Annotated in this window: 20 protein-coding genes; 10 read left to right on the forward strand and 10 right to left on the reverse strand. The window is 35.1% G+C overall.

Annotated elements, in window-relative coordinates:
• Positions 1 to 24: 24 nt before the first annotated feature.
• Positions 25 to 834 carry a posphoenolpyruvate synthetase regulatory kinase/phosphorylase PpsR gene (gene ppsR / locus ACPUVN_RS10835; protein WP_426369080.1) on the forward strand — a complete coding sequence of 270 codons (810 nt, stop codon included), beginning with the start codon at positions 25 to 27 and terminating at the stop codon, positions 832 to 834.
• Positions 835 to 925: 91 nt separating this feature from the next.
• Here the strand turns inward: ppsR and ACPUVN_RS10840 are convergent, their stop codons facing one another.
• Positions 926 to 3058, reverse strand: a complete 2133-nt coding sequence (locus ACPUVN_RS10840) for a TonB-dependent receptor (protein ID WP_426369081.1) — start codon at positions 3056 to 3058, stop codon at positions 926 to 928.
• A gap of 172 nt (positions 3059 to 3230) precedes the next feature.
• Between ACPUVN_RS10840 and ACPUVN_RS10845 the strand changes: the two genes are divergently transcribed.
• Positions 3231 to 4571, forward strand: a complete 1341-nt coding sequence (locus tag ACPUVN_RS10845) for an endonuclease/exonuclease/phosphatase family protein (RefSeq protein WP_426360296.1) — start codon at positions 3231 to 3233, stop codon at positions 4569 to 4571.
• Between the two features lie 880 nt (positions 4572 to 5451).
• Positions 5452 to 6495: a helix-turn-helix domain-containing protein gene (locus tag ACPUVN_RS10850; RefSeq protein ID WP_426369082.1), complete on the forward strand. Its 1044-nt coding sequence runs from the start codon at positions 5452 to 5454 to the stop codon at positions 6493 to 6495.
• An 87-nt stretch (positions 6496 to 6582) separates the two neighbouring features.
• On the opposite strand, the gene ACPUVN_RS10855 is transcribed toward ACPUVN_RS10850, so the two are convergent.
• A complete protein-coding gene (locus tag ACPUVN_RS10855) occupies positions 6583 to 8106 on the reverse strand; it encodes a DEAD/DEAH box helicase (RefSeq protein ID WP_426360294.1) in 1524 nt (507 codons plus the stop codon).
• Between the two features lie 907 nt (positions 8107 to 9013).
• On the opposite strand from ACPUVN_RS10855, the gene ACPUVN_RS10860 reads away from it, so the two are divergent.
• Entirely contained in the window at positions 9014 to 10174 is a 1161-nt protein-coding gene (locus tag ACPUVN_RS10860; protein WP_426360292.1) for a polysaccharide lyase family 7 protein, read from the forward strand.
• Between the two features lie 168 nt (positions 10175 to 10342).
• Here ACPUVN_RS10860 and ACPUVN_RS10865 read toward each other — a convergent pair whose 3' ends face one another.
• Positions 10343 to 10954, reverse strand: coding sequence for a trimeric intracellular cation channel family protein (locus ACPUVN_RS10865; protein ID WP_426360291.1), 612 nt, complete (start codon positions 10952 to 10954; stop codon positions 10343 to 10345).
• A 103-nt stretch (positions 10955 to 11057) separates the two neighbouring features.
• Positions 11058 to 12296 (reverse strand): cell division protein ZapE, encoded by a 1239-nt coding sequence (gene zapE, locus ACPUVN_RS10870; RefSeq protein WP_426369083.1) that lies wholly within the window; start codon positions 12294 to 12296, stop codon positions 11058 to 11060.
• 203 nt (positions 12297 to 12499) lie between these two features.
• On the opposite strand from zapE, the gene ACPUVN_RS10875 reads away from it, so the two are divergent.
• Complete coding sequence (locus ACPUVN_RS10875; RefSeq protein ID WP_426360289.1) at positions 12500 to 13105, forward strand: peptidylprolyl isomerase; 606 nt, start codon at positions 12500 to 12502, stop codon at positions 13103 to 13105.
• A 124-nt stretch (positions 13106 to 13229) separates the two neighbouring features.
• Here ACPUVN_RS10875 and ACPUVN_RS10880 read toward each other — a convergent pair whose 3' ends face one another.
• From ACPUVN_RS10880 to ACPUVN_RS10890, 3 genes are all read right to left on the reverse strand, one after another.
• Positions 13230 to 15362 (reverse strand): TonB-dependent siderophore receptor, encoded by a 2133-nt coding sequence (locus ACPUVN_RS10880; protein WP_426360288.1) that lies wholly within the window; start codon positions 15360 to 15362, stop codon positions 13230 to 13232.
• A gap of 320 nt (positions 15363 to 15682) precedes the next feature.
• Positions 15683 to 17662, reverse strand: a complete 1980-nt coding sequence (locus tag ACPUVN_RS10885) for a hypothetical protein (RefSeq protein WP_426369084.1) — start codon at positions 17660 to 17662, stop codon at positions 15683 to 15685.
• Between the two features lie 225 nt (positions 17663 to 17887).
• Positions 17888 to 18442 carry a hypothetical protein gene (locus ACPUVN_RS10890; protein WP_426369085.1) on the reverse strand — a complete coding sequence of 185 codons (555 nt, stop codon included), beginning with the start codon at positions 18440 to 18442 and terminating at the stop codon, positions 17888 to 17890.
• 653 nt (positions 18443 to 19095) lie between these two features.
• Between ACPUVN_RS10890 and ACPUVN_RS10895 the strand changes: the two genes are divergently transcribed.
• The 5 genes from ACPUVN_RS10895 to ACPUVN_RS10915 all read left to right on the forward strand — a co-directional run bounded on the left by ACPUVN_RS10895 (position 19096) and on the right by ACPUVN_RS10915 (position 23257).
• Positions 19096 to 19491, forward strand: a complete 396-nt coding sequence (locus tag ACPUVN_RS10895; RefSeq protein WP_426360285.1) for an MbcA/ParS/Xre antitoxin family protein — start codon at positions 19096 to 19098, stop codon at positions 19489 to 19491.
• On the forward strand, positions 19485 to 20171 hold the full coding sequence (locus ACPUVN_RS10900) for an RES family NAD+ phosphorylase (protein WP_426360284.1): 687 nt from the start codon (positions 19485 to 19487) through the stop codon (positions 20169 to 20171). The genes ACPUVN_RS10895 and ACPUVN_RS10900 overlap by 7 nt, the downstream gene beginning before the upstream one ends.
• A gap of 85 nt (positions 20172 to 20256) precedes the next feature.
• A complete protein-coding gene (locus tag ACPUVN_RS10905) occupies positions 20257 to 21381 on the forward strand; it encodes a DUF2914 domain-containing protein (protein WP_426369086.1) in 1125 nt (374 codons plus the stop codon).
• A gap of 474 nt (positions 21382 to 21855) precedes the next feature.
• The gene (locus ACPUVN_RS10910; protein WP_426369087.1) at positions 21856 to 22506 is read left to right on the forward strand and encodes a hypothetical protein; all 651 of its coding nucleotides are present in this window, start codon (positions 21856 to 21858) and stop codon (positions 22504 to 22506) included.
• Positions 22499 to 23257, forward strand: a complete 759-nt coding sequence (locus ACPUVN_RS10915; RefSeq protein ID WP_426360281.1) for a DUF3307 domain-containing protein — start codon at positions 22499 to 22501, stop codon at positions 23255 to 23257. The genes ACPUVN_RS10910 and ACPUVN_RS10915 overlap by 8 nt, the downstream gene beginning before the upstream one ends.
• A 368-nt stretch (positions 23258 to 23625) precedes the next feature.
• Here ACPUVN_RS10915 and ACPUVN_RS10920 read toward each other — a convergent pair whose 3' ends face one another.
• The 3 genes from ACPUVN_RS10920 to ACPUVN_RS10930 form a co-directional block, all read right to left on the reverse strand.
• The gene (locus ACPUVN_RS10920; protein ID WP_426369088.1) at positions 23626 to 25128 is read right to left on the reverse strand and encodes an NAD(P)-binding protein; all 1503 of its coding nucleotides are present in this window, start codon (positions 25126 to 25128) and stop codon (positions 23626 to 23628) included.
• Positions 25129 to 25197: 69 nt separating this feature from the next.
• Positions 25198 to 25908 carry a phosphoglycolate phosphatase gene (locus ACPUVN_RS10925; RefSeq protein ID WP_426369089.1) on the reverse strand — a complete coding sequence of 237 codons (711 nt, stop codon included), beginning with the start codon at positions 25906 to 25908 and terminating at the stop codon, positions 25198 to 25200.
• Between the two features lie 159 nt (positions 25909 to 26067).
• A complete protein-coding gene (locus ACPUVN_RS10930; RefSeq protein WP_426369090.1) occupies positions 26068 to 26613 on the reverse strand; it encodes an outer membrane beta-barrel protein in 546 nt (181 codons plus the stop codon).
• Positions 26614 to 26732 lie beyond the last annotated feature (119 nt).

Below are 26732 nucleotides of genomic sequence, written 5' to 3' on the forward strand. Positions count from 1 at the left end.
AACTTTCATCAATAGGAACAAAAAATGAGATCGGCTTTTTATATTTCAGACGGAACAGCAATAACTTCAGAAGTATTTGGACATGCGCTGCTATCCCTTTTCCCTACTGAGTTTGAACATCACACTATTTCATTTGTTGAAAATACAGAACAAGCTTTGCTTGCGAGAGATAAAATTAACAAGGCAAGTAAGCGCGCAGGTGAGCTACCCCTAGTTTTTCATACCTTTGTAAATCCTGAGATAAGAGAGATTATTGATGGCTGTGAAGCCGTAATTTATAACTTTCTTGAGCACTTTATACCGCCTCTTGAAAAACAATTGGGCATAAAAGCGAATCCTCAACCTCACAGAACACACAGTATTCATGAGAAAAGTTACGATAATAGAATCGACGCCGTTAACTTTGCACTAGCCAATGACGATGGAACGAACATCAGTAACTACGAACATGCCGATGTTATTTTAGTCGGAGTATCACGCTCAGGAAAAACGCCATCAGCGCTATATTTAGCCTTACAATATGGCATAAAGGCAGCAAACTACCCTTTTATCGACGAAGATATGGAACACTTAAAGATCCCTGAGTTTTTAAGAAAGTTCAAAAAGAAAATTTTTGGTTTAACCATTGATGCTGACCGTTTAATGGATATTAGGAATAACCGTATATCAAACAGTAAATATGCATCAGCACGTCAATGTAGAATGGAGCTGAAAGAAGTTGAGAAGCTGTACAAAAAAGAGAAAATTCCATTTATTAATACCACTAAATTTTCGGTTGAAGAGATCACAGCAAAAATACTGTCTGAAATGAAGTTACGACGCCGTAAGTATTAACATTTATTCAATCACTTCTTGTTATATAAAGAGCCAAGTTAACTCAATAACTTTGCTCTTTATATTGCTTACCTCTTAGCTTAGACCTATTTTAAAACTGATAACTAGCACCCAAGTTAACGGTTGTTCCTAAGCCTTTTACGTTATAACCACTGTAAGTATATGCCTGTGATTTTGACGGATAATAGTCTTGGTTAAACAAGTTTTCTATACCAATAAAAGCCGACCAATCTTGGTTCATTTCATAGTTACCGCTCACGTTGAAAATATGGTAACTATCTACAGGACCATTAGTTCCTAAGTAAACACCATCTTCAGGAGTGAATTTTTTACGATCTCCAACATACAAATAAGTTAATGATAAGCTGGCATTCTCAAGTGGTTGCCAATTAACGTTTACTGTTCCTTTAGGAGCACTAATTTGTTGAGCGCCTAAATAAATATCATTGGCTGTATCTTTCCCTTCAACCCACGCATAAGTTGCTGTTATATCGAGTTCATCACTCATGTTATAAATGGCTAGCACTTCATAACCGTATATTTCTTGCGGCGCTCTAACAGGAACATATATGCCTGTTAGAGGATTATAGGTATTGGTTGTACCTAATTCAGAAGTACTACGATAGGCTGAAAATTCTAAACGTAGTTTATTTATTTCTGACGTAATACCTATTTCATAGTTATCTATAATTGAGGCTTCAGTTTGTATTAATGCAATGTCAGTTACGGTAGCCGTACGTAACAATCGCCCTATATCCGAAATATCAGAACCTTGAGAGTAACTTGCAAAAGGTTGAAAGTAGTCTGCCATATTATAGCGAATACCTACATTGTAAGTTGTCGCTCGGTAATTCAGTACATCCCCAACCACATCAACAGGAACTGAACATACATCAACAGCGGCACACAATTTTAGCGTGCTGTAATCATCTACTTTTAGATCAATTTCTTCATGTCTAATACCCGCTTTAATAATTAGATTATCTTGAATAACCCACTTACTTTGTACAAAACCAGCTAAGTTTTCCATATCCATTTCAGGTACCCAAAAACGTCCATCTACTAATGGTTGAGAAGTAACATCATTAAGCGCATCAATACCGTAAATAAAAGTCGCTTCAACATTATCCCATTCGAACTGACTGTTTAACGTAACACGCAGGCCTTTTTTATCTGATTTGATCAAAGATTGACCACCTACATAACCATCATCAAGGTTCGCTAAAACAGGCGAAAAGAAAAAGATATTTTCAACATCTTGAGCATAAGCATCAATCACTAATTGAGTATTTTCAAACAAAGCCTCATCAGTATATTTGATCATCATATTATGGTTATTAGGACCTTGTGGCTCACCTAAAGCCGAAGTTCCTTCAGGAGCACGAATTGCGTAAGTTTTAACTCCTGTATTTACACTACCAACCACATCAACCAAGTCACTCTCTTGCTTAGATTCGTAATAGTTATAAACAAATTGAAGCGAAATATCATCGGTAAATTGATAACCTAATTTCGTGAAATAATTTTCCATTTTGGCTTCTGACAAACCGTATTTCAGACCAATAACATCGCCTTCTGCATCTCTTTGCAGACCATTTTCTTCATAACTTGCGCTAGCAACGTAACTAAACTTGTCTAGTTGCCCATTGATCATACCCTCGACACGCTGACCAGAACTGTCTTCTAGTTTTACCGCACTAAAGCGATTAGACACACTAAACTTACCGCTTATCTTTTTATCACTGGCCGCTTTTTTTGTGATGTAGTTAATAATACCGCCAGCCGCACCATTGCCATAAATAGACGTAGCACCTTTGATGACTTCAATTCGCTCTATAACATTGGCATCAACCGTTCTAATACCTAAAGATCCATTTCGTAATGGAGTTGACTGTGGCACTCCATCTATCATGACTAAAGGAGAGCGACCACGTAGAGTTTGACTAGAGTTACTCGATGTACCTGTACTTGGAGCTAAACCTGGAACTAGCGTTGCTAGTAGTGTTTGTAATTCGTGGGATACTTTGAGTTGAGTTTCTATTTGTTGGCGATTAATGATAGTAATTGAAGCGGGAACTTCATCAATACTTTCAACAATCCTGCTACCCGAAACAACAATTCGTTCAATATTAACTTCATTTATTTTTTCGTTATTAGTCAGTGTTTCTGCATTCGCACTATGTGCAATAAGAAGTGCAAGCAAGCTCAATCGAGTTTTAATCATTATCAATCCGTTTGATAGTTGGTGGAAGTGGGTAAATAAATTACGCACTGATCTTAATGGTAATGATTATCATTTGCAATGATGATTTAAGAGTTTATTCATATAAAGTTATTGAGCGTTTAATAAAGGCTCGTTTTTATTTAAAAACATGGATAAACAATGAGGTATAATTATGACTCATTGTTTATCCATGTTTATTCAGGTTAATACCATTAAAGATATTGAGTCAAAAGAAAACCATCAAATAGAAACTTCAATCGAAAGTGCAAGTTCACACTTACCTGCATCAGAAATAAATACTCAACTAAAAATTGCTACCTTCAATTTATTTAATTACCTAGAACCACCCAATGCTTATTATGATTTTGATCGTATTTATAGCGCTGAACAATGGGCAAAAAAACAAAATTGGATCAGCGCATACTTAAAAGAATACCAACCACATATCATTGGTTTTCAAGAAGTATTTAGCCCTGAATCGCTTAAAGACTTAGTCGCCGAGCAAGGTTATAAATATTTTGCAGTAGTTGATGAACCTGAAGTAATTGATGACTTTATTTATCGTAGCCCAGTGGTCGCTATCGCCTCACGCTTTCCGATAGTTGAAATAGCCACAGTAAAACCTAACCTTGAGTTAGCACAAACATTAGGACTAACTAACGAGTTTTCTTTTAGCCGACAAGTTATTCGAGCAACAATTGATGTACCACACATAGGTAACAGTGATTGTTATGTAGTGCATTTTAAATCTAAACGCTCAATGCTAAGTGTTGAAGAGCAAGAAAATAATTGGTCGCCTGAGAAAACTATTATCGAAAGCTTAAAAGCGAATATAGCGGGTGGTTGGGGATCAACCATTCAACGTGGTAGCGAAGCGACATTATTAATGATTGAAATGATCGCTCGTCGTGAAGCCACAGATCATCCTATGGTACTCATGGGTGATTTTAATAATACGTTAAGCGACGGAGTTTTAAGTCACCTACTCACTGATGATTTACGCTTTGTTTCATCAATAGATAAAGACGCCTATCTTGCCCAGTATTGCTTAAAAGATGCTTGGGATTTGTTTGAAGCCTTTACTCAAAATGAACACGCAAGTGAAAATTCTAGACTAGAAACTGATACAAATAGTCTTACAGATGAAAAATCTCAAGCTTCAGAAATTGCTGAAAACACTGATAGTAATAAACTTATTGATAAGAATGAAAGTGCTGTTGCTATTGAAGACTCAGATACAAATCTAATAGACAACCCGTTAATTGCTAACAAAACAGCTGATGCTAACCAATTAGCACCCGCGCGAACACCTACTCATTATTATGGTGCTAGCAATTCAGTGCTCGATTATATTTTATTATCTTGTGAGTTTGACGCCGGTTATCACGATAGTCTGTATCAGGTAAGCGATTACCATACTTATGATAGGCATTTAATTAACCCTATATTTGATCGTGATGGTGAAAGTACAGATCATGGTGTTGTGTCGGTTACTTTGACTTTGAGATCATAAAAATAGCTTAAATTATCTTACGTAAGCTGTATACATAGCATCATCATTTTTCAATAAACTGTTAATTTTACAGATCCTTTAACTCTTTGTCGCGGTGGCGACGACACCCAAGGGGCGACGTACCGCCGCGCCTCCCCTTGGACCCCCTGCGACGCCCTTCTCAGTGAATCATAAATGTTTATTTTGAGCTTACAGTCAATACCTGCCGAAATTCGTCCATGAAAGCGGCAGTCTTCGCCGTCCTTGGCTCAGCTTGACTAACGCTAATCAAAATCTACATTTACTCACTGAGATGGGAAGCTCGATCGCTGAAATTTAATAAAAATAATAACACCCCAAATAACTATAAAGGATCAATATTAAAGCTAATTAATCTAAGAATACAAATCCAGAAGTTAGCACTAAGCCTGCTTTTTAAAATGCCGAATAAAATACTAATGTGCAGATATTATTGGCAGAACGCCAAAGAAGTGAAGTAGCATATGGATTATGCTCAAGATGAACGGTAAAACGCAAGCCATGGATGGCAAAGAGTATAGTACGTTCTGAACGCTCGCTCGAAACATTAATATTTTATGATGAATACATTTTAAAGCAGCGCCGAGGAAATCTAGATAAAGGTCAAGAGTGGTGCCAGCCTCCTATTTTTATTTTTGGGTGTAGCAATCACGCGAAAAAATAATATAGAAAACAAAAGGTGTATAAAAATCAAACACACCTAGCATTTATCAGTAAAAAAATTAAAATTAAAATCATAGAAAAACATGAAAAGTAAACGCAATACAACATAAAAAACAATAGCTTACAAAGAGTGTCATTTATGTGTCCACTTTAGTTAGAGTAAAATGCCTTAAACATTAAGTTTTAAGGATTATTATTTATGAGCGCAGCTTTAGAAGAACAAAGAGTTTTACTTGTACAAAAAATGTTATCTAACCATGAGGCTTTAATTAATAAAAAAAACTATCCAAATTATTACTATGAATACAAAATACTAGATAAAATGAAAGATTTAGATAACTCAAATATCTCCATTATGTTTAATGAATGTTATAAATACCCTCAATTAAACAATGTATTACTTCCAATAAAAGAATTGTTTAAACAACACAAAGATAGAGTTTTTCCGAGTGGATTAGAAAGTTGGATAAACGACATGTCAGTTTTAGCTCTCGGTATATATCGTGGAGAAAAATTGGCATACAATCAGTTCAAGTTTAAAATTGATCAAGGAGTTAGTGATGAATTTACAGTTCCTTATTATCAATTATGTATTAAAGCTTTTCAAAAATTATCCAAGGCTTGCAACTCATATCCTTTTGGTTCACAAGTAATTTTAGACTTAGCTAACAATGCCTCTTATCTTACAGGTGTTGCTAATATGAATAATACTACAAAGCTTAAAATAATTCTTGAGTTAGATGTTTTAGAACTTACCTCTAATGCAAAAGAAATTCTAAAGTTATCAACTATGAAAGAAGGCAAGAATATTGAATACAAATCATCAGTTACATACGATATAGAAAAAAATGAGAAAAATAAAAACCTTAAAAATGAGTGCACAAAAACTATTGCTTCTTTTCTTAATTCAACTGGAGGTGTTTTATTAGTTGGGGTAGCTGATGATGGCGATATTCTTGGTTTGAAACAAGACTTGTCCTATTGTGAAAGTAATGACGATCGGTTTAATTTAAACTTTAAAGAAGCAATTAAAAATAAAATAGGCAGTGCCTTTTTTAATAATATTGAATGGGATCTTGAACAAGTTGATATTGATAAGAAAGTTCTAATGGTGAAGGTTAAAGCAGCTTCAAGTCCATGCTGGCATAATGAAACAGAGTTTTTTATTCGAAATAATGCTTCCAGTGATCAATTAAGATGTGAACACGAACTAGCAATCTTTACAAAAGAGAGATTTAAATAACAGTATTTATTACTGAAAAAAGTTATAAATAGCCCGCTATTGTAGATCTACCCATTAGCGCTATCTTATATATTTCACTCTAACTACCTAAATAACCATATCCTTCATAGCTAACGCGGTAATTAAACTACTCACTCTGCCTAATAAACCTTTAATGGTATTATTTTGTGCGTGTAGTTCTTCCACTAATTTAGTCACGGTATCAACTAACGCATCACTGTAAGCAAAGCCAATAAGTGCGACAAGCTTAACCATATTGGCTTGCTCTAGCATTTTATGTTCATCGTTCTGCTGTTCGTAAACACTGTTTACTAGCTCAATGGTACTTACAAGTTTTTCCATTCGAGGACTTAGTCTAAGTAATGCATCAGCACGTTTACTTTCTGACTTTTCAACTTGCTCTTTAGTGATCACTATTCTTGGACGAGGTTTTTTACGTGGTGTTTTTTTCTTAATTACTTTTCGTTCTATAGAATCGCTATAGCTAAACTCACCATCAACAAATTGACCAATGTTAGTGACACTTAAACGTTCTGACATTATCGCCGCAGACTTTGCAGTTTTACGTGTAAAGTCACGGTAGTCTTCAGCAAAACCATGAGTTGATATACATTGAGCTAAATCGAGTATCAGTGCATCTTTTTTACCTTCTGATGAACGTAAACAACGTCCGATAATTTGAAGATACAATCTTAATATTTTGGTCGGTCTTGCTAATACAACACAATCGGTTTCTGGATCATCAAAGCCTATGGTTAACATAGACATATTAATGATTAACCTAACCTCGTTAGATTTGTATCTGCGGATACTTTCATCGTTATCAGCATTTGAACGCTTTGAGTGTACACGTTCATGTTTAACACCCAATAAATGAAAGGCATCTGATAATGCTTCTACGTGGTTGATCGAGTTAGCAAAGAGCATAACTTTACGACCTTGAGACAAAGCATCATCAAGGGTTTGTTGTGCTACAAGTGAACAATGTTCTAATAGGATTAAATCTAAGCCAGAAACACTAAAGTCACCGCGATACATTTTCACGGCACTGTAATCTATTTCTTGAGAAAGGCTTGGTACTTTATATACAGGTTTAGCTAATTCGCCTGACTCTATTAATAGTTTAGTGGTGGTTTCTTCAATAAGCTCCATCGAGTTATCAATGTAAACGCCTAATCTATCAATTGGTGTTGCGGTTAAACCTATAATTAAATCTGGAGAGAGTTCTTCACGCATAGCGATGTAAACACCGCCCATACAACCCACATGATATTCGTCGCGTAGCAATACATCACACTGTATGTTTAGGTGCTTTCTTCTTGTAAATGATTGTTCCATTACAAGTGTTACATCACCGCCAGCAATGTATTTGTAGCCAGACTTAACCACACTAACAGTTACACCGTTAACGGTAAGGGTATGTAATAGTTGGGGAATTAATGCAGCATTACGTAAACTAACAACAACTTTCTTGTCAGACATTGCTTGGCATAATTTGAGTATACAAATACTCTTACCACCACCAGTCGGCAGTGCAATAATCGAGTTTGCTCCTGCAGTAATTGCCTTTTGAACACTGTTTATTTGATAATCTTTTTCTAATATCTGCATACTACTCGAGCTTGATTTTAGCGTTAGTTTGATTAAACACGTTTTGTCTGATTATTATTTTATCACATTGCTAACATGGATTGATAAGCATCTTCTTGATGCTTCAAGTTTTTTTATCATTTATTCATTATAAGGGATGTTTCATTCTAAGCACTAAAATACTCAGTTAATTTTAATAATAAAGCGTCATTATTATTTTTAACGACTTATTTACTGCTTACCTTACATAATAATATATAGGGTCAAAACATCAATTTTAAATGCTCAACACCTTTGCTTTTTCACTTTATTCCTACAATACAATCAATAACAACATAAAAAAACACCAACAAACCTGTATGACCAAAAACAAACAAACCATTGCATACAAACAATATAACAATGAAAAAAATCAATTTTCAACATGCATTTTGGTTAACCATTTAACCATAAATGTTTATTACATCATCAACATTTAGGTTATACCTATGTATAAAACATCTATAAACAAATAAAAACAAATAAAAACAAAGTAACAAGTAATTGATATAATAACAATTAATTAAAGATACCCTGAATTGGATGGGCCAATTTAAAAATCAAACGAACCAAAATATAAATATTCAATTTCAAAAGCTTTATTCAATAACCTTCAAAAACAAAACTTACCAAAATAAATTACATAGCTTACCAAAAAACATATAAAACTTAAAAAACGTTTGACTATTGGTAAGTTATAACGGCATAGTCTGTCACATGGTTCGGCCAGCTATACAAATAAATATAGGTTAATAATTTAACCAAGCTGAGTCGCTAGCCATTTAACATAATTAATAAACACAATAAAAAACCAATATTGTTGGTTCTACATTTAAACACTAATTTTTTATGTAGTTACTGATATGTATTAGGTCGGGGAAATAAAATAATGTTCAATAAAAAATCACTAATTCTTGTAACAACTCTTTCTGCAACAGCATGTCTTACTCAAGCAGCAACTATTAATAACGCTGGCTTAGAAAGTGGCTGGTCTGGTTGGGTAGAAAAAGAACCTGCAGCTATTTCAAGTAGCGCATACCAAGGATCAAGTTCTTTAAAAATTAAAGGCAGCCCAGGTCGTGTTCATCAGGTTGTTAGTGTAGAAAAGAATACTGAATATACCTTAAGTGCTTATGTTAAAGGTAAAGGCCAAATCGGTATTAATGATAATAACGGTCTATTCAAAAACAAAAAATTTAATGAAAGTAATTGGACTAAAGTGTCTAAGACTTTTACCACCAAAAATGAAACTACATTACAAGTTTTCGCAAAACATAATAACAGCTCAAGTGATGTTCGTTTTGATAACTTTGAACTAGTAGCAACTAATGATAACTCTGGCGGCGGCGGTAATAGCGGTGCTGACATTCCAAGTATCATTACAAACGGTAACTTATTTGATCTTGAAGGTAGTGATCCACATCCATTAGTGAACGATTCAACTTTAGTATTCGTACCTTTAGAAGCTCAACATACTACGTCTAATGGCGGCGGGTGGCGTCATGAATATAAGATCAAGCCTAGCGAACGCAAAGCTATGCATGATACTGATGAATCTTTTTCTGCAAACTATAAAGTAGAAATGTCTGACGGTGGTAAAACTATAGTAGCGCAGCACCATGGCAGCGATACCTCTACACTAATGAAAGTATATATTGCTGATTCTAATGAGAGCAAACTTACAGATAGCGTAGCAAGTAATGGGATATTTGATGTGTACGTGCGTATGCGTGGTGAAGGCGATTCTTCAGAAACTGTTTTCCCACTAGGTACAATAAGAAGTGGTGAGTCGTTTGACTTAACGATGACAAATGACAGAGGTCGTGTAAAAGTTACTGCTTTAGGTAAAACTGCAGACTTAACAGTAGAAGATGATAGTAGTGCTTATTTCAAATTTGGTAACTACATACAATCACAATACCCTGGTGGCGATAGAGATGACTGTGGTTCACGTGGCGATTCGGAATCTTTTGCGGAATGTTTTGATGAAATTGGTATTACTACTTCGAAAATAACATTAACTGATGTAAGCTACAGCAGTAATCATTAATATTAGAAAGCTAATCCCAGAAAATTAGCATCAAAATATTAATACTAGAATAACCAATTATTGAATTGAAATAAAAACACTAAGTTCTTTAGGCTTAGTGTTTTTTTTGTCTTAAATATAAAATTAATAGCGACCTACCTAGATCTTATCTATAAGCTTTATATATTTTTACTCATCTGTAAACTTGAATACATGCAAAGCCAATTGCCATTTGATTGCCATTAATCTCAGCACTAAAATAATAGTAAAAGCGATTGATGCACTTATAATTGGTGACAAATAAGGAAGTAATAACACATAGGCAGAGCTACCTGCTACGGTACAAGCTGCATATAATTCTTTTCTGAATATGAGCGGTATTTCATTCGCCAGCACATCACGTATCATGCCACCAAAACACCCCGTTATCGTGCCCATAATCACGGCTGTAAGTGGTGGAACTCCAACACCTAAAGCCTTTGCTGTACCCATAACAACAAATAACGACAAACCAAAAGCATCAGCGATCTCTAAGGCTTTTTCAGGTAGTTTTTTAGAGCTATTGATCCATAAGATGGCGACTAAACTTGCAAAAATAATCGCGTATATATAACTTGGCTGACTTACCCAAAACACAGGCACACCTAATAAAAGATCTCTAATCGTTCCGCCGCCGATTGCTGTAACCGCAGCTAAAACAATTACACCTATGCCATCCATTTTTTTCTGATAGGCAATAATAGCACCTGACAATGCAAAAACAGCACATCCGATAAGGTCAAACATCAGTAAGTAAGTCATTCTATTTCTCTTATTTTTCTTATTTTTCTTAAACTTGGGGATAAACGATAATACTAAGCTAAATATTACATTAACACTTTAGCATCAAGCTAACATAAACAACTTAATGCGTAAGGTGAGGTTTATTTCTATATTCTACCGACGCCATTTCAATTAATCGACTTTTAGTGCGTTCAAACTCAAACATTAATGAACCACTATTATAAAGCTCACTTTGCGGTACATAGGCCGTAATAAATAAATTCATATTACCGTCGTAACATTCATCAACTAACGCAATGAAACGTCTAGCGGCATCATCCATAGGCGCCAGCATAACTTCACGTTCGCCGGTACTGCCAGCTGAAATATTAATATTCGAACCATTATCTTCTGTACCTCGGGCTTTTATTCGCTCGTAAGACTGTCCACTCATAGGCGGTACATTAAACAATAAAATGGTGCTGAACTGTTTTGCTAATTCTATGTAGTCAAAATGGCTACGTGGCCCTTGGCATAACGCTGTGAAATCAAAACAAATAACCTTCTCGCCCGCTTGTGTATTTTGAGCAATATAAGGTATTTCACGTCCTAAAATGTTGATAGTGTTATCTTGCATATTTTCATGAATATTAGGTTGGGTATTATCTCGCTCAACCGACACTGCTTGCTTCAAATCAAATCGACTTAACAAGCTTTGATGCAAAACCACTTGCTGTTCAATAGATTGCTTTTCAGATAACTCAAAGTAATTTTGATCATAAGTTAATTCACGATGACGATGATCATGCTCGCCAGCTAACTGTAACGTATTGGTATGTTGTTCAATTGCTTTAATAGCAGGTAAAAAACGTTCACGTTGTAAGCCATTTCTGTACAACTCGTTTGGCGCACAATTACTGGTACTTACCACGACAATATTTAACTCAAACATAAATTGCATCAAGTTACCAAGTAACATCGCATCACCAATGTCAGACACAAAAAACTCATCAAAACATAAAACACGATACTCACGACTAAATGCTTCAGCAATAAGCTTTAACGGCTCAGCCTGTCCAGAAAGTATTTTAAGTTGGCGATGCACGTCTTGCATAAAATGATGAAAATGTTGTCGCTTGCATAAACTACTTGGCAAGCTATTTACAAACAAATCCATTAAAAACGTTTTACCGCGCCCTACTTTCCCCCATAAATAAACACCTTTAATGATTGCACTATGTGTAGCTTCAACATTTCTTGGCTGCAGCGCTTCATATAGTTGCTGCAGTAACTCAACGGCTTGTTGCTGTGAGTCGTCAAAGCGTATTTTATTAGCTCTCACTAAGTCTTGATATTGTTTAAGAGGAGAATTATTCGGCATAGTGTTTAAGCATAGTATCTAGGTGGAATGAATAACGCGCGTATTCTAGCGTAAAATAATCGGTTGGTCAGTGATTGTTATTATACAAATTGAAACATTTTTCATCATGTTCAGAATAAAATTTTAAGAGGTTAAAATAAACATCTGTTAAAGTAATATCAATTTATTTGTTTTTCGTTTTATTCTAAGTAAAAGGTATTAATGTGTTCAGAACTTCACTCTTTATTATTTCGGTAATTATGTCTTTTCAACTGCTAGCTGCAGGCACTAAAGGTCAATACATTCAGCCGAGCAACCTATCACCTAAAGTACGTATAGAAACCTCTATGGGAAATATTGTGCTTCAACTAGATCGCTATCGCGCTAAAATTACCGTTGATAACTTTTTAGGTTATGTATCACGTGGACAATACGATAAAACATTAGTGCATCGTGTAGAAGAAGGTTATTTAATTCAAGCGGGTGGTTTTATGACGAACTATGCTGAAATTGAACCCGATGCACCTATTTTTAATGAGTCTGGTAATGGCTTAAAAAACAAAGATGCCACCATTTCTATGGCGAAACAGTTAACGGATGCTCATTCAGCTACCAGTCAGTTTTTTATTAACTTAAATGATAATACTAATTTAGATCCTGGAAGATCATGGGGTTATGCGGTTTTTGGCGAAGTTATTGAAGGTTACGAAGTACTTGAAGCCATATCAGAGGTTGAAGTAGGTTACAGCGAGCAATTAGGTTATCCAACGGTGCCTAAGCAAATGATAACGATATTAAGAGTTGTTATTCTTGATGAAGAAAAAGAGTAATAAACTTTATGTAAAAAAGCCCTAAACCTTATGTGTAAAGTTTAGGGCTAATAATTATCTATTTAACCTCAACTATCCGTTAAACAATTATTTACGCCATGTTTAACAATTGCTTAAGTAAGAATTAAAACTGGTAAGTTACTTTTACACTACCCGTAACTGGTGCTCCATAAAAGCCTACATTCTTTAAGCTGGTAATATATTTTTCATCAGTGATATTATTAATATTGGCTTGTAGGCTCAGCTTCTCTGATATATCCCAACGAGCAAAAACATTAAGTAATAAATATGAATCTTGCTTAACGGTTGCCGCTGCATTTTCAACTTTTGATTGCCACTTACCACCTAAACCAAAGGTTAATTCAGACATTTCTGGTAAGTTATAATCTAATGAAAACTTAACAAGATCTTTTGGTTCCCAAGCACTTGTATTTTCACCAAACCCATCTTCTATGTCTAAGAAAGTATAAGCAAAGTAAGTGTTTAAGTTATCCGTGATATGACCCACAACTTCAAACTCAAAACCTTCAGTTTCCATTGTTGTGCCTTCATAATAATAATCACCCGCAGTGTTCAAACCAGCAAAGACAGATACGTTTTCTTGCTCCGCGCTAAATACCGAGAAAGTAGCAAGTAGGTTGTCATCAAACCATTGAGTTTTTACACCCACTTCATAGTTAATGCCTTTACTCGGATCTAAAAAATGTCCGTCAAAGTCCGTTTGCTCTTGCGGTTGATAAATGTCTGAATAACCTATGTAAACATTAACATCTTCATTAATCGAATAAGTCGCAGCAAGGTAAGGGCTAATTTCGCTTTCTTCATTATCAACAGCTCCACCTGCGTTATAACCTTTACGGGTATAGTCAATCGCATTAAAGCCAGCAATAACAAATAAATCGTCAGTTATGTTCACCTTAGTTGAACCAAATATGCGTGTTAACGTCACATCAAGTTCAGAGTATTTAACTTTATCTAACCATTCAGGTTCAGGAATAGCATCAGAGCTTGTTGAATAGGGAAAAGCAGGAGTAAATAATACGGTATTACCTGCATAGTCAATATAAGGTGCGTCAGCTACTGCCACATTACTGTAGGAAGTATCTGTGCTTTTAGATGTACTCGCACCGAACATTACTTCATGTTGTTTACCTGCTAAATCGTATTTACCTTTAACCGTTAAATCAAATAAGTTAGCACTAAATTCAGAATCATAACGCCCAGGTAAACCAACTAAACCTAAGTTTGTTTGGCTGTCAAAAGCGCCAAGAGCATCATAAACATAAAACAATTTACTTTGATCGTCTGAATCTTGTCTGTTGTAGGTAGTTTTAATCTCCCAATCATTATCAAATGTATAAGTATATTCAGCAAAAAAGTTAGTATTAATAGTGTCCCACATCGTCCAATCTTGGGTTGTGCTCGTACCTACATCAAAGTCAGCTTGTGTACCATCAGCATAAGCTAATGGTAAACCGCCCCACATAACACCATCACTATTTGCATCTTGATGAGATGCGCCAAACGCTATTGTTGAGTTATCAGAGATTTGACCATCAACCACAACAGATATATAACCGCGATCATCTTCTAAAGCATCAAGGTATGAGTTTGAATCTTCTAATACTGCAACTACACGTGCTGCCCAGCTACCACTGTCAGTCAGTAAAAATGAATAGTCAGCTTCAACGCGCTTTAATCCATATGTACCCACTGATACACCAACTTCACCTTCATTTTCATTCGTTGGACGTTTACGTACGTAGTTAATAGTACCTGCAGAATTACCTACACCTGTTAACTGGCCGTTAGCACCACGAATTATTTCAATTTCTTCATAGCCGTAACTTTCTACAGCACCAGTAACAAGACCCCAACCATTAGGTAAGCCTATACCGTCTATTTGAGTGCTTTTAATATCGAAACCACGTGACGTATATCGAGTACGATTCGTCTCGCCTTGTTCTACTGTTATACCTGTCGCCATTTGAATAGCATCATTAACACTTGTTGCTGCAAAGTTTTTAATTTGATCTGAGCTTATAACACTGATTGATTGAGGTGTTTCATTTAACTCGAGTGTTAAACCTGTAGCACCTTGGCTTACACGGTCTTGACGAACACCTAAAATTAAAATTTCTTCTACGTCTTTATCAGACTTTTCAATGTTTTTTTCTGATTCCATTGCATATGCTGAACTTGACAATCCCATAGCCAAAGTAAGCGACGACAATACAAAAAAATGCTTAGACTTCATGTTTAAATACCCTTGTGTTAATAATGTGTAAATAATTTTTGAGAGCATTATACATACAAATAACTCAAATGATAATGATTATCAAAAGCATTTAATTAAATGAATGAAAATCATTGCTATTAATATGTATACAGAGGGATAATATTTATAAATACATAGAAAAGCACTTAAAGGCTTAAATGTTTATGCGCTGTTTTATCAATAACATTTTGAGATGGGGATATTAAAAATCTAATATTTATTAAGTAGATAATCTATATAAATATAAGTGCTTATGTCTTAAGATTTTTGGATTAAGATTGAAGTATTAAAGCTTACAACTATTTATCCATGAAAAAGTTTACCTTACTTAATTCAACATTATATTCGCGCTTTAGTTTTTCATTATTTTCAAGCTTATCTAAATCACCAATAAGGGTAATTAACTTATCGTGTGAATGATGGTTGGTTACTTTAAAGTCTTCAGGTTCCCCTTCATCTTCAACTCGTTCACGTTTATCCATATCATGGCTGTTCTCATTAGTTTCAAGCCATATTTCATCAATCAATCTAATTTTACTTTCAGACATTTGATTTTCGGTTCGTTCCATCATCAACTCATATTGGCCAGGATTTTTTCCTTCTCGATAAAGCTTTTGATCTATATTCACTTCATGCTTTTGATCTAAACCAACCAATTCTTCACTTTGTATCACAGCACCGATTTGATAGTTCTCAGACTTATCATAATAATCAGGACGGCTTAGCTGATAGTCAAAGTGAGTATTTACTGACTTACTTTGATTAACTTTATGTAACTTCCCTGATTGATGCTCTTCGGTCACTTGGCTTAAATCAATAGTAGTTTTAGGGTTGATTTTTTCTCCGACAACAGCAAAAGAAAATGTCGAATCAAAGTCAGCTAGTTTTGAAATACCAGCACCTAATGTATTTCTTACATCACTACTAACCTCATTTTTTTCTGCAGTGTTAGCTTCACTATTCGCATCCGTTTTAAGCCCTTGGTAGCGTGAGTCATTAGTGATTATATTATCAACTAAGTCTGCTACCATATTACGGCTATTTAGAAATTGATTAGCTGCACTAGATTCTATTTGGCTATAACGTTCGGCCGCTGAAGACATACTCGAAAAAGCCTCTTTAAATAATGCAAAACCCTCTCGCATATTCGTATCGTCAGTCTTACCAAATGCCGACGATTTACCATCGACAGTACTATTATTTCGACTATCTTCAAGATTAGAATCAAGTGCCGCTAAGTATTGCTGCATTTGCGTAACATCACTGCCTCCATAAGCAGACATAGACACAGAAAAGTCGACAACTTTTGAGCCATTCTTTGATTCAAAGTCAAAGTTTTGTTGATGCGCCACTTGATCAAACTGATAACTTAAATCAATACTTCGTGGTGATGAGTTATTGCCTGAATTTGTAGAAAGAGTTAAATCAAAGTCAGACAGTTGCTGATGATTAATACCAGACAAAAATCCTAAACTCATATCAGCCTGATTGGCACCACCCAACGGATCAAAGCTATTTTCACTTACCTTAAAAAACTCATCTGCCATTGCACCAACGCCCGACATAATTTCAGTTAACGCTTTATGCTCAGCTTCTGACAACTCACCTTCTACTTGATAACTAACATTCAGCGCGTTGGCTGATTGATCAACATTTTCATCATATCCTTGCGATGAATTAAAGGTGATATTAATAACATCGCCTTCTTTAGTTTTTACCGATAATTCAAAAACATAATTTTTATTATCTGAATTGTTTAGATTAATAATGCCATTTTTGTAGCCGTCTACAACATGATCAACACGCTGTTGGCTAGTCGCCAAAAATGACTTTTGTTCATGCCCTAGTTGACCTATATCAGATAAAATATCGCTAGTATTAGCATAAGCCTGATGCACATTTTTAACTGAATAATTCAAACGTTCCATCAACTTGTCGCTACTCTCATTATTGAGTAAACCTTCTTGTTGGCTGGTTAATACTTTACGTATCGCTAACTCTTCAGTTGAAGACTTATAATCAAAAGCTTGTACGTTGTTTAGTGTCGCGTTTGAAGTAGTGTCTGATAGGGTAGAAATAGATGTGATCTGTTGCTGAAGCAGTTGATCCAACTCTTCATCGCCAAGTGACTGATTTTTTAGCTGTAGTTCATTAAGAGCTTGAACCATTTCAGGTTCAATATTTTTAAGTTCGTCGCTTAAGGTATGTGTGGTGTTTTGATTAAGCTGGGCAAGCGAGTTTATTAAGTCTGTTTGACTCGCCGAAATATTGTTCATCATGATTATCCTTAACCTAAAACCCACATAATATTTATATCGGATAATGGTTTAAAACCTTTAATGATATAAACGTATTTTTTCGTTTTATTTTTCTATAAATAAATACTAAGTAGAGCGAGGCTAAATGATCTGATTACACTTGATAATGAGGAGAAAAATGTAAAACTAAAATGAAAGGAAATCATAGCTGACCTCCTTTAAATGGTAAGCTAATACTTGATAAAGTTATTCAGTAAAAGTTACCGTACCATCAGTTATTTGAAAGCTATTTTGACCGTATCCAGGTAACGAAGGACAGTTATTGATCACGCCTCTTAATACCATAAAGCTTCCTGCTTCAACATCGGCATAAATACCTGTTCCGCCTACTATATTTAATATTTCTTCAACTTCAAAAGGAGTAGAACCTGTGCCATTTTCACACGTAGGATCACCTGCGAAAATGTTAGTAATAGAGTCATGCGCAGTATACAAAACACCTGTACGATTTTTATTAACAAATGTATGAGTTAACGTAAAATCAGGGTTCAAAATACCTCTAATAGCACCGTCTAGAACAAGCCCAAATCGATGATGTCTAGATCCTCTATGACCATTGTTATGCCTACCACCTCTATTCGTCATTAATACAGCCTTAAACTGACCCAGCTGTTCTGTTTCAGAAATAGAAAGTGTTTCTGCGTAACCACGTACTACATCGTAACTTTGAGTTGAGTTATGTGCTGAAGCACCAAAACTGGTTAAAGATAATAAAGCGGCACTAATGATTGTTTTTTTCATAATAATATTCCTTTAATTTTAATAATATCCATTTGTTTTTATTGTAATGTTAATTTTTATCTATGTTTTAAAAGAGCACATTGCATGCAAGCCTTTAAAAAACAAAGAAAAATACCACAGGGGTTAATGAGTAGCAATAAGCTTTATAGTAATTAATACCATTATTACAAAACTTTATAATGTACTAAGTTACTCACTGCCTTTAACTCTTTAATACAGCTACCCATAACTCCTGAGATACAAAACTTAAGCGTAATAGGTTTAATTAATATTTCCACTGAGTTATTGATTAATTTACTAATTTATTAATATTGGGTGCTTCTAGCTTAGACCTTATGCCTATTTTTAATAGAACAAAGGGATACTGTATACAAAGCTATAAAAAAACATTTAGAACATGTGTTCTTCCAAATATATAATTACAAACTAAACACTTGAAACAAAACAATTAAATAATAAGTAACATTGTACTAACTTGGTTATTCACTTCTAGTTTGTAGCTCAAAAAAAAAAGCTATTCAAAAACGCATATATAAATTTTAATTAGCCTATATATTGACCCCAACCATCTTAAAAAAGTACCATATAGAACTTTAAGTTGAATTACATTCCAAATGGGATTAACATAACAATGTAACTTAAAGAGGTTTATTATGTTAACGACTCAAGCAAACTCTAATATTAATAATCAAGCGGGTGCAGCACTAAAAGTTGTACTTAATATTTTTGATAAATGGAATTGCTCTAGCGCAGAAAAGAAAGAAATTTTGGGCATGTCTCATTCAACCTTTCATCGAAATATAAAAGACCCATTAAATGCCAAGCTAAGCAACGACCAGATTGAGCGGATTAGTTATATATTAAATATACATCAGGCATTGCGTATGGTGTTTTCTAACAGCGAAAATATTTACGGCTTTATGCGCATGGAAAATAACAATCCTTACTTTAATGGTAGAACGCCTTTATCAATTATTGCTACGGGATCATTTGGTGCACTATATGAAGTATTTAAACGTATAGACATAATGCGTGGCGGACAATGGTAAAACATAAATACCAAACACTGAACGCCAAACAAGCGTATCGTTTAGTTAATTCTAAGTTTCCACCAGAGTCATTATTCGACGATGTTGCCGACGAGCAAGAGTTCGATGCTATTTATGCGATCCAAGCATTAACCAACCCACGCATACAGCATGAATGTGGCAATATAGCTTTGCTATCTAAAGGTGAAATCCCTTTTGGTATCCAAGGAGTTAACTACGCAACCGCCCCTTTCACACATATAAATCCAGATGGTTCACGTTTTAGCGATGGCACATACGGTATGTTATATGCTGCCGATACCATACAAACAGCCATTGCTGAAACCAAATACCATCAAGAAAAAGCATTTCAAAATATTGTAGGGTTACATTACGACACAGTAATCATGCGAGGTATTGCGGTTAGCTTTTCAGGCAAGGTAGTAAATGCTATTAATAATGAAGCTATTCATGTGACAAACGATTACACCAACTCTAGAATATTTGGCAATACATTACGTAAAAATAATGAGTTAGGTATTTACTATAAATCGGTAAGGAATGAAGGCGCATTTTGTTGGGGATTATTCTCTCCAAGTACTGTGCATTCAGCTATTCAAACAAAACATTTTGAGTTTGTTTATAACGGCAAATGTATTTCAAGTGTAAGAGAAATATCAATAGTTACATCAACAACATAATTTCTTAAAAAATCCCCTTATTCACTTCGCTTTTTAGTTCCTACTGTTTTATTATGCTGCCCACACAACAAAGGGAGTTAAGCTTGTGGAGCTAAAAATTCAATTTAACGTATCTAAAGATCCAATATCATCACCTGAGCCCGCGCCATTTGATCCTGTAAAAATTAGAAATTTTCTATTACTCATCGTTACTTTGCTAAGCCTTATAGGTTTTGGTGTTTACAGCTTGTGGACTACAGAATCAGAGCCTTCTTTACCTGACACACTTAATTCGCCAAGCATTGCTTTATCAAGTGCTGCATTTCCAAAGCATTCCGTATCTAATAACTCCGAGACAGATACCTCAACGTCATATACTTCTGCTTCAAATATCGCTGTGTCAAATATAGCTGTTTCAAATATCGTAAACGCACAACCAGCAGCAAATATTTCGACAAATACAGAAACTCAGGCAAACACAGAAACTTTGGTAAGTTCGGCACTAGCTGAAGATACAACAACTAATATAGTCGACAGCACAGTCACTAATAACACAGTAAGTAATACCGAAAATCATGCAGCAAGTGATGCAGTTCATACTAAAGTACCTCAAAATAAAGTCGCTAGTAATGAAGTAACAGCACAAGCCAAAACGGCTAATACAACGCCTGAAACTAATATTCCTGAAACTAGCACCACAGAAGCTAGCACGACTAAAGCAACATTAGCGATTACCTCTGACTCGCCAGCACAAAAAATAGCTCGCGTCGAACCAGAACTAGCAACAAAAAAAGAGCAAGAACCAAAACTAAAATCAGAAGCACAAAACACTATTAATGTAACGCCAGCAATAGTGAATAAAGTTGAGCAAAAAAGTACTGATTTGTTAACCTCAAATAAAACCCTAAACAAGATTGTTCAACGCGCGCAATTAACATCAAATATACTATCTAGAGAACCAAGCGATAATATTGAACACCTGAGTTTACAAGAAAAAAATAAGTTATATTTATTCACTGAAATTCACGATAAGAATAATCAAAAAATTTATCATCGCTGGGTATTTAAGAAAAATCTCATAGCTGAAATCACACTTAACATTAGAAATGACCCATGGCGCACTTATTCAAGTAAAAACTTTGATGAAACCATGATTGGTCAATGGGAAGTCCAGGTGGTAGATCAGGATGATAATATTTTGAAAACGATAATGTTTGATGTTTCACGATGAAAACACTAAAGAACACATAAATATCAGATAACGCTAGCCAGCTTAAACAACTACTTAAACAAGTGCTTAAACAAGTGCTTAAACAAGTGCTTAAACAAAAGAATGAATGAGTAATGATTCATTTTTTTTCTATCAAATAAAATGTCGCATAAACACAACATTGTCGTATAAATTATTTTATGCGACAAAAGTCATGTTGTAGAAACAGCTAAGTAACCTCTATTTAATTCAGCAAGACCTGCCTATAACCTCAAATAAGGGCTAATCACTTGTTTATAAACCATCTATATCTAAATGGTTAATTCATCAAAATTAGCCAAAAATGACTAATCCACCATAATTAGCCAAAAATGACTAATCCACCATAATTAGCCATAAACGGCTAAATCAACACAATTAGCCAAAAATGGCTAAATTTGCATTATTAGCCATAAACGGCTAAATTAGATTGTATGTATAGCAAGGAGTGTTAATGTGAAACTTACTTATAAACCCATTTCAGTGATCAGCGGCGATGTCATTAATTCAACAAAGCTAAGCTCCGAACAGTTTGAACAACTACTTACACGGATCAAAGAGATCCAAAAGTGGATCAGCGAAAGTAATAAATCAAATGTACATAGTATTGAGCGAGGTGATGAGTTTCAAACTCTAGTACATGATATTGAAAATTCTCTCAGATACACTATTATCTATCGCGTTGCGATTAAAGCGTTAGGCAACTCATTCGATAGCCGTATTAGCTTTGCTATTGCTTCAAACGCTGATTTACGTGAATCTGTATCTGAGTCTATGGGACAAGCATTTATTCTTTCTGGCCGTGGATTAAAAAACCTAAAAAATGAAAAACTATTATTTAGCTCTGATAACCAAAAACTCGAAGCAGATTTTAACTTACTCTTTAAATATTTAGATAAACAGATCACAGAGTTAACTTCACGCCAATGTGAAGTTTTACTCCCAATGCTCAAAAGTAATGGAGGCTTATCAATAACTGAGTTGTCTAAAAAATTAGGCGTTGCTGATGCTACAGCAAGTAAGTCACTCAAAGCATCAGGTTGGTCATTAATCAATGAATTGAACAACCAATTCATAAATCATGTACAAGGATTGAAACATGCTTAATTATTTTGAGATATTAATACCGTTTTTACTTATTCACATCATCTGTGACTTTTATCTACAACCAAGCACATGGGTAGCCGCAAAAAAACAAAAAACCTACCGTGCACCACAACTCTACTTACACTCAATTTTACACGGAATTGCATTAATCATCCCTGCCTTAGCTTTGGGTATTAATGGCTATTCAATACTCTGCTTAGTGAGTATTGTTGCCATCAGCCACTTTTTTATAGACCTTTGGAAAGTATCAACGCCAAACGGTCATAAGTTTTCCTACTTTGTTATTGACCAAGCTTTACATATCTCTGTTATAGCGCTTATTTCGTATCATATGATAGACGGCTTAACGATTGAAACCGTGCTTAAACACGACAAATTTTCTGATGTGATTATGATCGTGTTTGCCTACTTACTTATTCTAAAGCCCACTTCACTTATCATTGGAAATGTTTTAAAAAAATACCCGATTACAGAACCCGAAGGTGACACAAATAATAAAGGTTTAGTTGCTGGCGGCGAGTTAATTGGCTACTTAGAGCGCATATTAATTCTTACATTTACACTCGTCGGTAGTTATGCCGCTGTAGGCTTTGTATTGGCAGCTAAATCAATATTTAGATTTGGAGAATTAAACAAGTCAAACGATAGAAGCATGACAGAGTATGTATTCATTGGTTCGTTAGTTTCGGTAGTTATCACAACATTATTAGGCACTATCATATCGCTTGGTTTAGAGATAAAAATCAAATAAACAATAATAGTCAACTCGTTTTATATCGCGATAACGACGTGCATGGTTGTACTAATGTACTTATATCAGGAAAGTATAGATGCCTAGGAACAGTAACTGAGATGGGCAATGGCGAGCGCTAAACTTCTGATGAAAACACTGTGTATTTTAATAGTTAATAATGACTAGTAGGCAAGAATATAAAATTAAATACCATCAATCTCTTCTCCTTATTGTATGTTGGAGAGTAGGTGTTGGAGAATAAGCACTTCATCCCTCTCTTTTAAATAAAATGTCAGTAAATTAAATATCACTGACCTCTTTTATTTTTTCTTTGTATTGTTATTTTTTATCTATTTGCATGAACTATTTCATAAAGATTTTTTGATTTATATGAAATTTGGGTTAGTGCGTCCAGCCAAATCTTTTGGGAAGTTTCTATCTAATGCTAGATATTCTGCACGTAAACTAATTTCCAGTTCAGTTAATCTATAGGTAACAGAAACCGTGCTCTCAGAGCCATTGGTGTCTGATATATTGTTATTTGATGTACTGCCATCAGATGTACTGTTGTTAAACAGCATGCCATGCTCAACTAAATTATTAATAATAGTGTCTGCCGCAGGTAATGCAGATGAAGCCTTAACGATTTCACACCTTGCATAGTTATCATATTCAAAAGAAACATTGGCTACTCGCAAAGTAGCATCAGCTCCTGGTATTTGTTGTGCGCCAAACATAGGAGGTCCACCTAACGTAGCATTACCAAACGATGGAATAAAACCAGCCACTTTATCAATAGCTTTAGCCGTTCTTGTTTTAACGATTTGAGGATCCCACTGATTATTTACTTTAGCTAAATACTTTTTGTCTAGTTGAGGCTGCGCACTCTCTAATTCTGACGAAACTAAACCGTCTTCAAACAAAGTAACATCAGGGGTCATAGCATGGATCTGAAAGTAACCATTTGGATATGGCGTTAGTTGAGTCATGCCATTCTTTGTACCTCGTTCACCATAAAAAACAATTTCAGGCCAATTATTCTGCTCGCTAGGCCAATAACTCACATAAGCGGCTTTAAATTCCACCATACGTTTTGGCAGCAATCCAATCATGTTATCTATGGTTCCCGTTTGAAAACCACAGGCATTTATTAGGTAGTCTACTTCAAACGTTTCATCTTTTTCTGAGCACTTAGCTTCAACAATCCATTTATTACTGGTCTTATTTTGAATAACCGAGGTCACGTAACTATTTGTTAATAAACGACAGTTATCACTCTTTTCGAGAGTCAAACTGGCAATAGCGGCAAGCCTAAATACATTAATTCCAAATTCTTGAACTAAGATCAACGGAAACTTTAATTGATTTAAATCGGCGTTTTTGGCGAAAGATATCATCCATTCATCAGACGTTTCTGGATGTTTAGGTGTTACTAGTTGAGCAAGTTTTTCTATGTCTTGGCGTTCATACAAAGTGAAATATTGTGAGGCTGGGCCCAACACTTGATTTAGAGGATCAAACGCTATTAACTTTGCATATTCTTGCTGAAGTACTTTTAGTCGCTTAATAACATCACTTGGCTGTCCGTTATCCTGTAATGGCACAGCAACAATAGTTGGTCGATAATCGATAGCGTCTCTATAAAGTCTGGCTGTGCTGATGGATTGCTTTAACAACTCGATACATTGTTGATCTGAAATCTCTCGATACAAGTTACCACCTGCATGAAGATGACACATAGGTGGCCCGTTGATTAAGCTGGTTTCTTTTTCCAACAGTACAACGTTTACACCAAGTTCGCTAAGTCGCAACGCAATAGTAGCGCCACCAATGCCTCCGCCGATAATACCAACGCAAACATTTGAATTTTCAGAATTTTGATAAAACATATTTAAGATATTAAGTGGTGTTACATAAGGATAAATTACAAAGACGTTTACTATTGACTAGTTTGAATATTAACTAGCAACAGTATTAGCAGGAATTATTGTAGGCGTTAACGTGCCAATGATATCGGCAAAGTCATCTAACACTAACGTTGCCCCTTGGCTTTTAATATTTTCACCGTGGTTGTAACCATAGGTTAAACCAATACTTTCCATATTAGCTGCAGTAGCGGCAAAAATGTCGTTTTTAGAATCGCCAATCATTACACATTTAGCAGCATTAACTCCCAGCGTTTCACAAACGTACTCTAACTGCATAGGATCAGGTTTACGTTTAGGTAAACTATCGCCTCCCACTATCATTTCAAATAGCTTATGTAAGCCAAATGCTTCAAGTATTGGAGAAACAAACTGTTCAGGCTTATTGGTTACAATCATTAAGCGATAACCGTTAGCTTGTAACGTTTCTAATGTATTTTTCACATTTGGATAAAGACAGGTATCAACGCATACATTTTGCGCATAAAAATCTAGAAATATTGAAAGGGCTTTTTCAACCATTAACGGGTTAAGCTCAGGAGAAATATTAATACTGCCAGATAAGGCTCTTTTAGTTAACACCTCAGCACCATTACCCACCCAACTGCGAATAACGTCGGTAGAATAAGTTGCCATATTCAAAGCTTTTAACATTTCATTAATGCTGAGTGCTAAGTCTGGCACACTGTCGATGAGTGTTCCGTCTAAATCAAATATCAATACTTCTTTATTTGTAAATTTCAATTTAAAAACTCATGTTTACCCTAGTTATATGGGGCGTAGTATATATTTAATAGCATCGAGCTTCTACAATTTACAGATTTTAAATTTTGATTATGGAGGCAGGAATAAAGCGCGTAACCAATGAAGTTTACGCGCGAAGTAAATGTTAAAACAACGCGATTAAAACAAATAAGATACGTTTAAGTTTGCTGATACAGCAACATAAGTAGCAGGCTTAGAAATTAAATCTTCATACTTATCAGCTTGGCGGAATCTTATAACAAAGTCCAAAGCCACTTGCCCCCAGTTATAACCAACTCCACCGCCAAGTTGAAGACCTGAAAAAGATTCGCTATCAAATGAAGTTTTCCATTCCTCAGAGAAAAAGCCTGCCCCACCATAACCTCTGAAGCCTTTTTGCGTAAAACCAACACCACCGTATGCCATTAAATCATAACCAGTAGAATCTAGGTTACTAAAGTCACGACTTTCTAATGAAAAATATGAAGCCCTTATTTGAAAATGGTTATTAGGGGCATAACCTGCAGTAAGGTTATAGCCACTAAATGTATCATCATTTGCATAGTCATTATCACTTGATAACGTAAAAACATATCTACCAGCTCCAACGCTCCAATGATTAGCATCGTCAGTATTTGCATACGATAGAGTGGAAAGAAGTAAAGATGATGCCAAAATAGTAGATGAGATTAATTTGTTCTTCATGATATTCCTTTTTATTTAGATGGTATAAACACAAATCATTTGTGTCTTAAGAGTGATAAATCACTAAAAATACTTGTAAATCTTATCAGTTTTAAATTTACAAAACTACGTGAAAACAA

The sequence above is a fragment of the Pseudocolwellia antarctica genome (assembly GCF_049933045.1).
Taxonomy (GTDB): domain Bacteria; phylum Pseudomonadota; class Gammaproteobacteria; order Enterobacterales; family Alteromonadaceae; genus Pseudocolwellia.

Coding starts and splice junctions, on each gene's coding strand:
- ppsR (WP_426369080.1), top strand. CDS start 25: ATGAGATCGGCTTTTTATATTTCAGACGGAACAGCAATAACTTCAGAA.
- ACPUVN_RS10840 (WP_426369081.1), bottom strand. CDS start 3,058: ATGATTAAAACTCGATTGAGCTTGCTTGCACTTCTTATTGCACATAGT.
- ACPUVN_RS10845 (WP_426360296.1), top strand. CDS start 3,231: ATGACTCATTGTTTATCCATGTTTATTCAGGTTAATACCATTAAAGAT.
- ACPUVN_RS10850 (WP_426369082.1), top strand. CDS start 5,452: ATGAGCGCAGCTTTAGAAGAACAAAGAGTTTTACTTGTACAAAAAATG.
- ACPUVN_RS10855 (WP_426360294.1), bottom strand. CDS start 8,106: ATGCAGATATTAGAAAAAGATTATCAAATAAACAGTGTTCAAAAGGCA.
- ACPUVN_RS10860 (WP_426360292.1), top strand. CDS start 9,014: ATGTTCAATAAAAAATCACTAATTCTTGTAACAACTCTTTCTGCAACA.
- ACPUVN_RS10865 (WP_426360291.1), bottom strand. CDS start 10,954: ATGACTTACTTACTGATGTTTGACCTTATCGGATGTGCTGTTTTTGCA.
- zapE (WP_426369083.1), bottom strand. CDS start 12,296: ATGCCGAATAATTCTCCTCTTAAACAATATCAAGACTTAGTGAGAGCT.
- ACPUVN_RS10880 (WP_426360288.1), bottom strand. CDS start 15,362: ATGAAGTCTAAGCATTTTTTTGTATTGTCGTCGCTTACTTTGGCTATG.
- ACPUVN_RS10885 (WP_426369084.1), bottom strand. CDS start 17,662: ATGATGAACAATATTTCGGCGAGTCAAACAGACTTAATAAACTCGCTT.
- ACPUVN_RS10890 (WP_426369085.1), bottom strand. CDS start 18,442: ATGAAAAAAACAATCATTAGTGCCGCTTTATTATCTTTAACCAGTTTT.
- ACPUVN_RS10895 (WP_426360285.1), top strand. CDS start 19,096: ATGTTAACGACTCAAGCAAACTCTAATATTAATAATCAAGCGGGTGCA.
- ACPUVN_RS10900 (WP_426360284.1), top strand. CDS start 19,485: ATGGTAAAACATAAATACCAAACACTGAACGCCAAACAAGCGTATCGT.
- ACPUVN_RS10915 (WP_426360281.1), top strand. CDS start 22,499: ATGCTTAATTATTTTGAGATATTAATACCGTTTTTACTTATTCACATC.
- ACPUVN_RS10920 (WP_426369088.1), bottom strand. CDS start 25,128: ATGTTTTATCAAAATTCTGAAAATTCAAATGTTTGCGTTGGTATTATC.
- ACPUVN_RS10930 (WP_426369090.1), bottom strand. CDS start 26,613: ATGAAGAACAAATTAATCTCATCTACTATTTTGGCATCATCTTTACTT.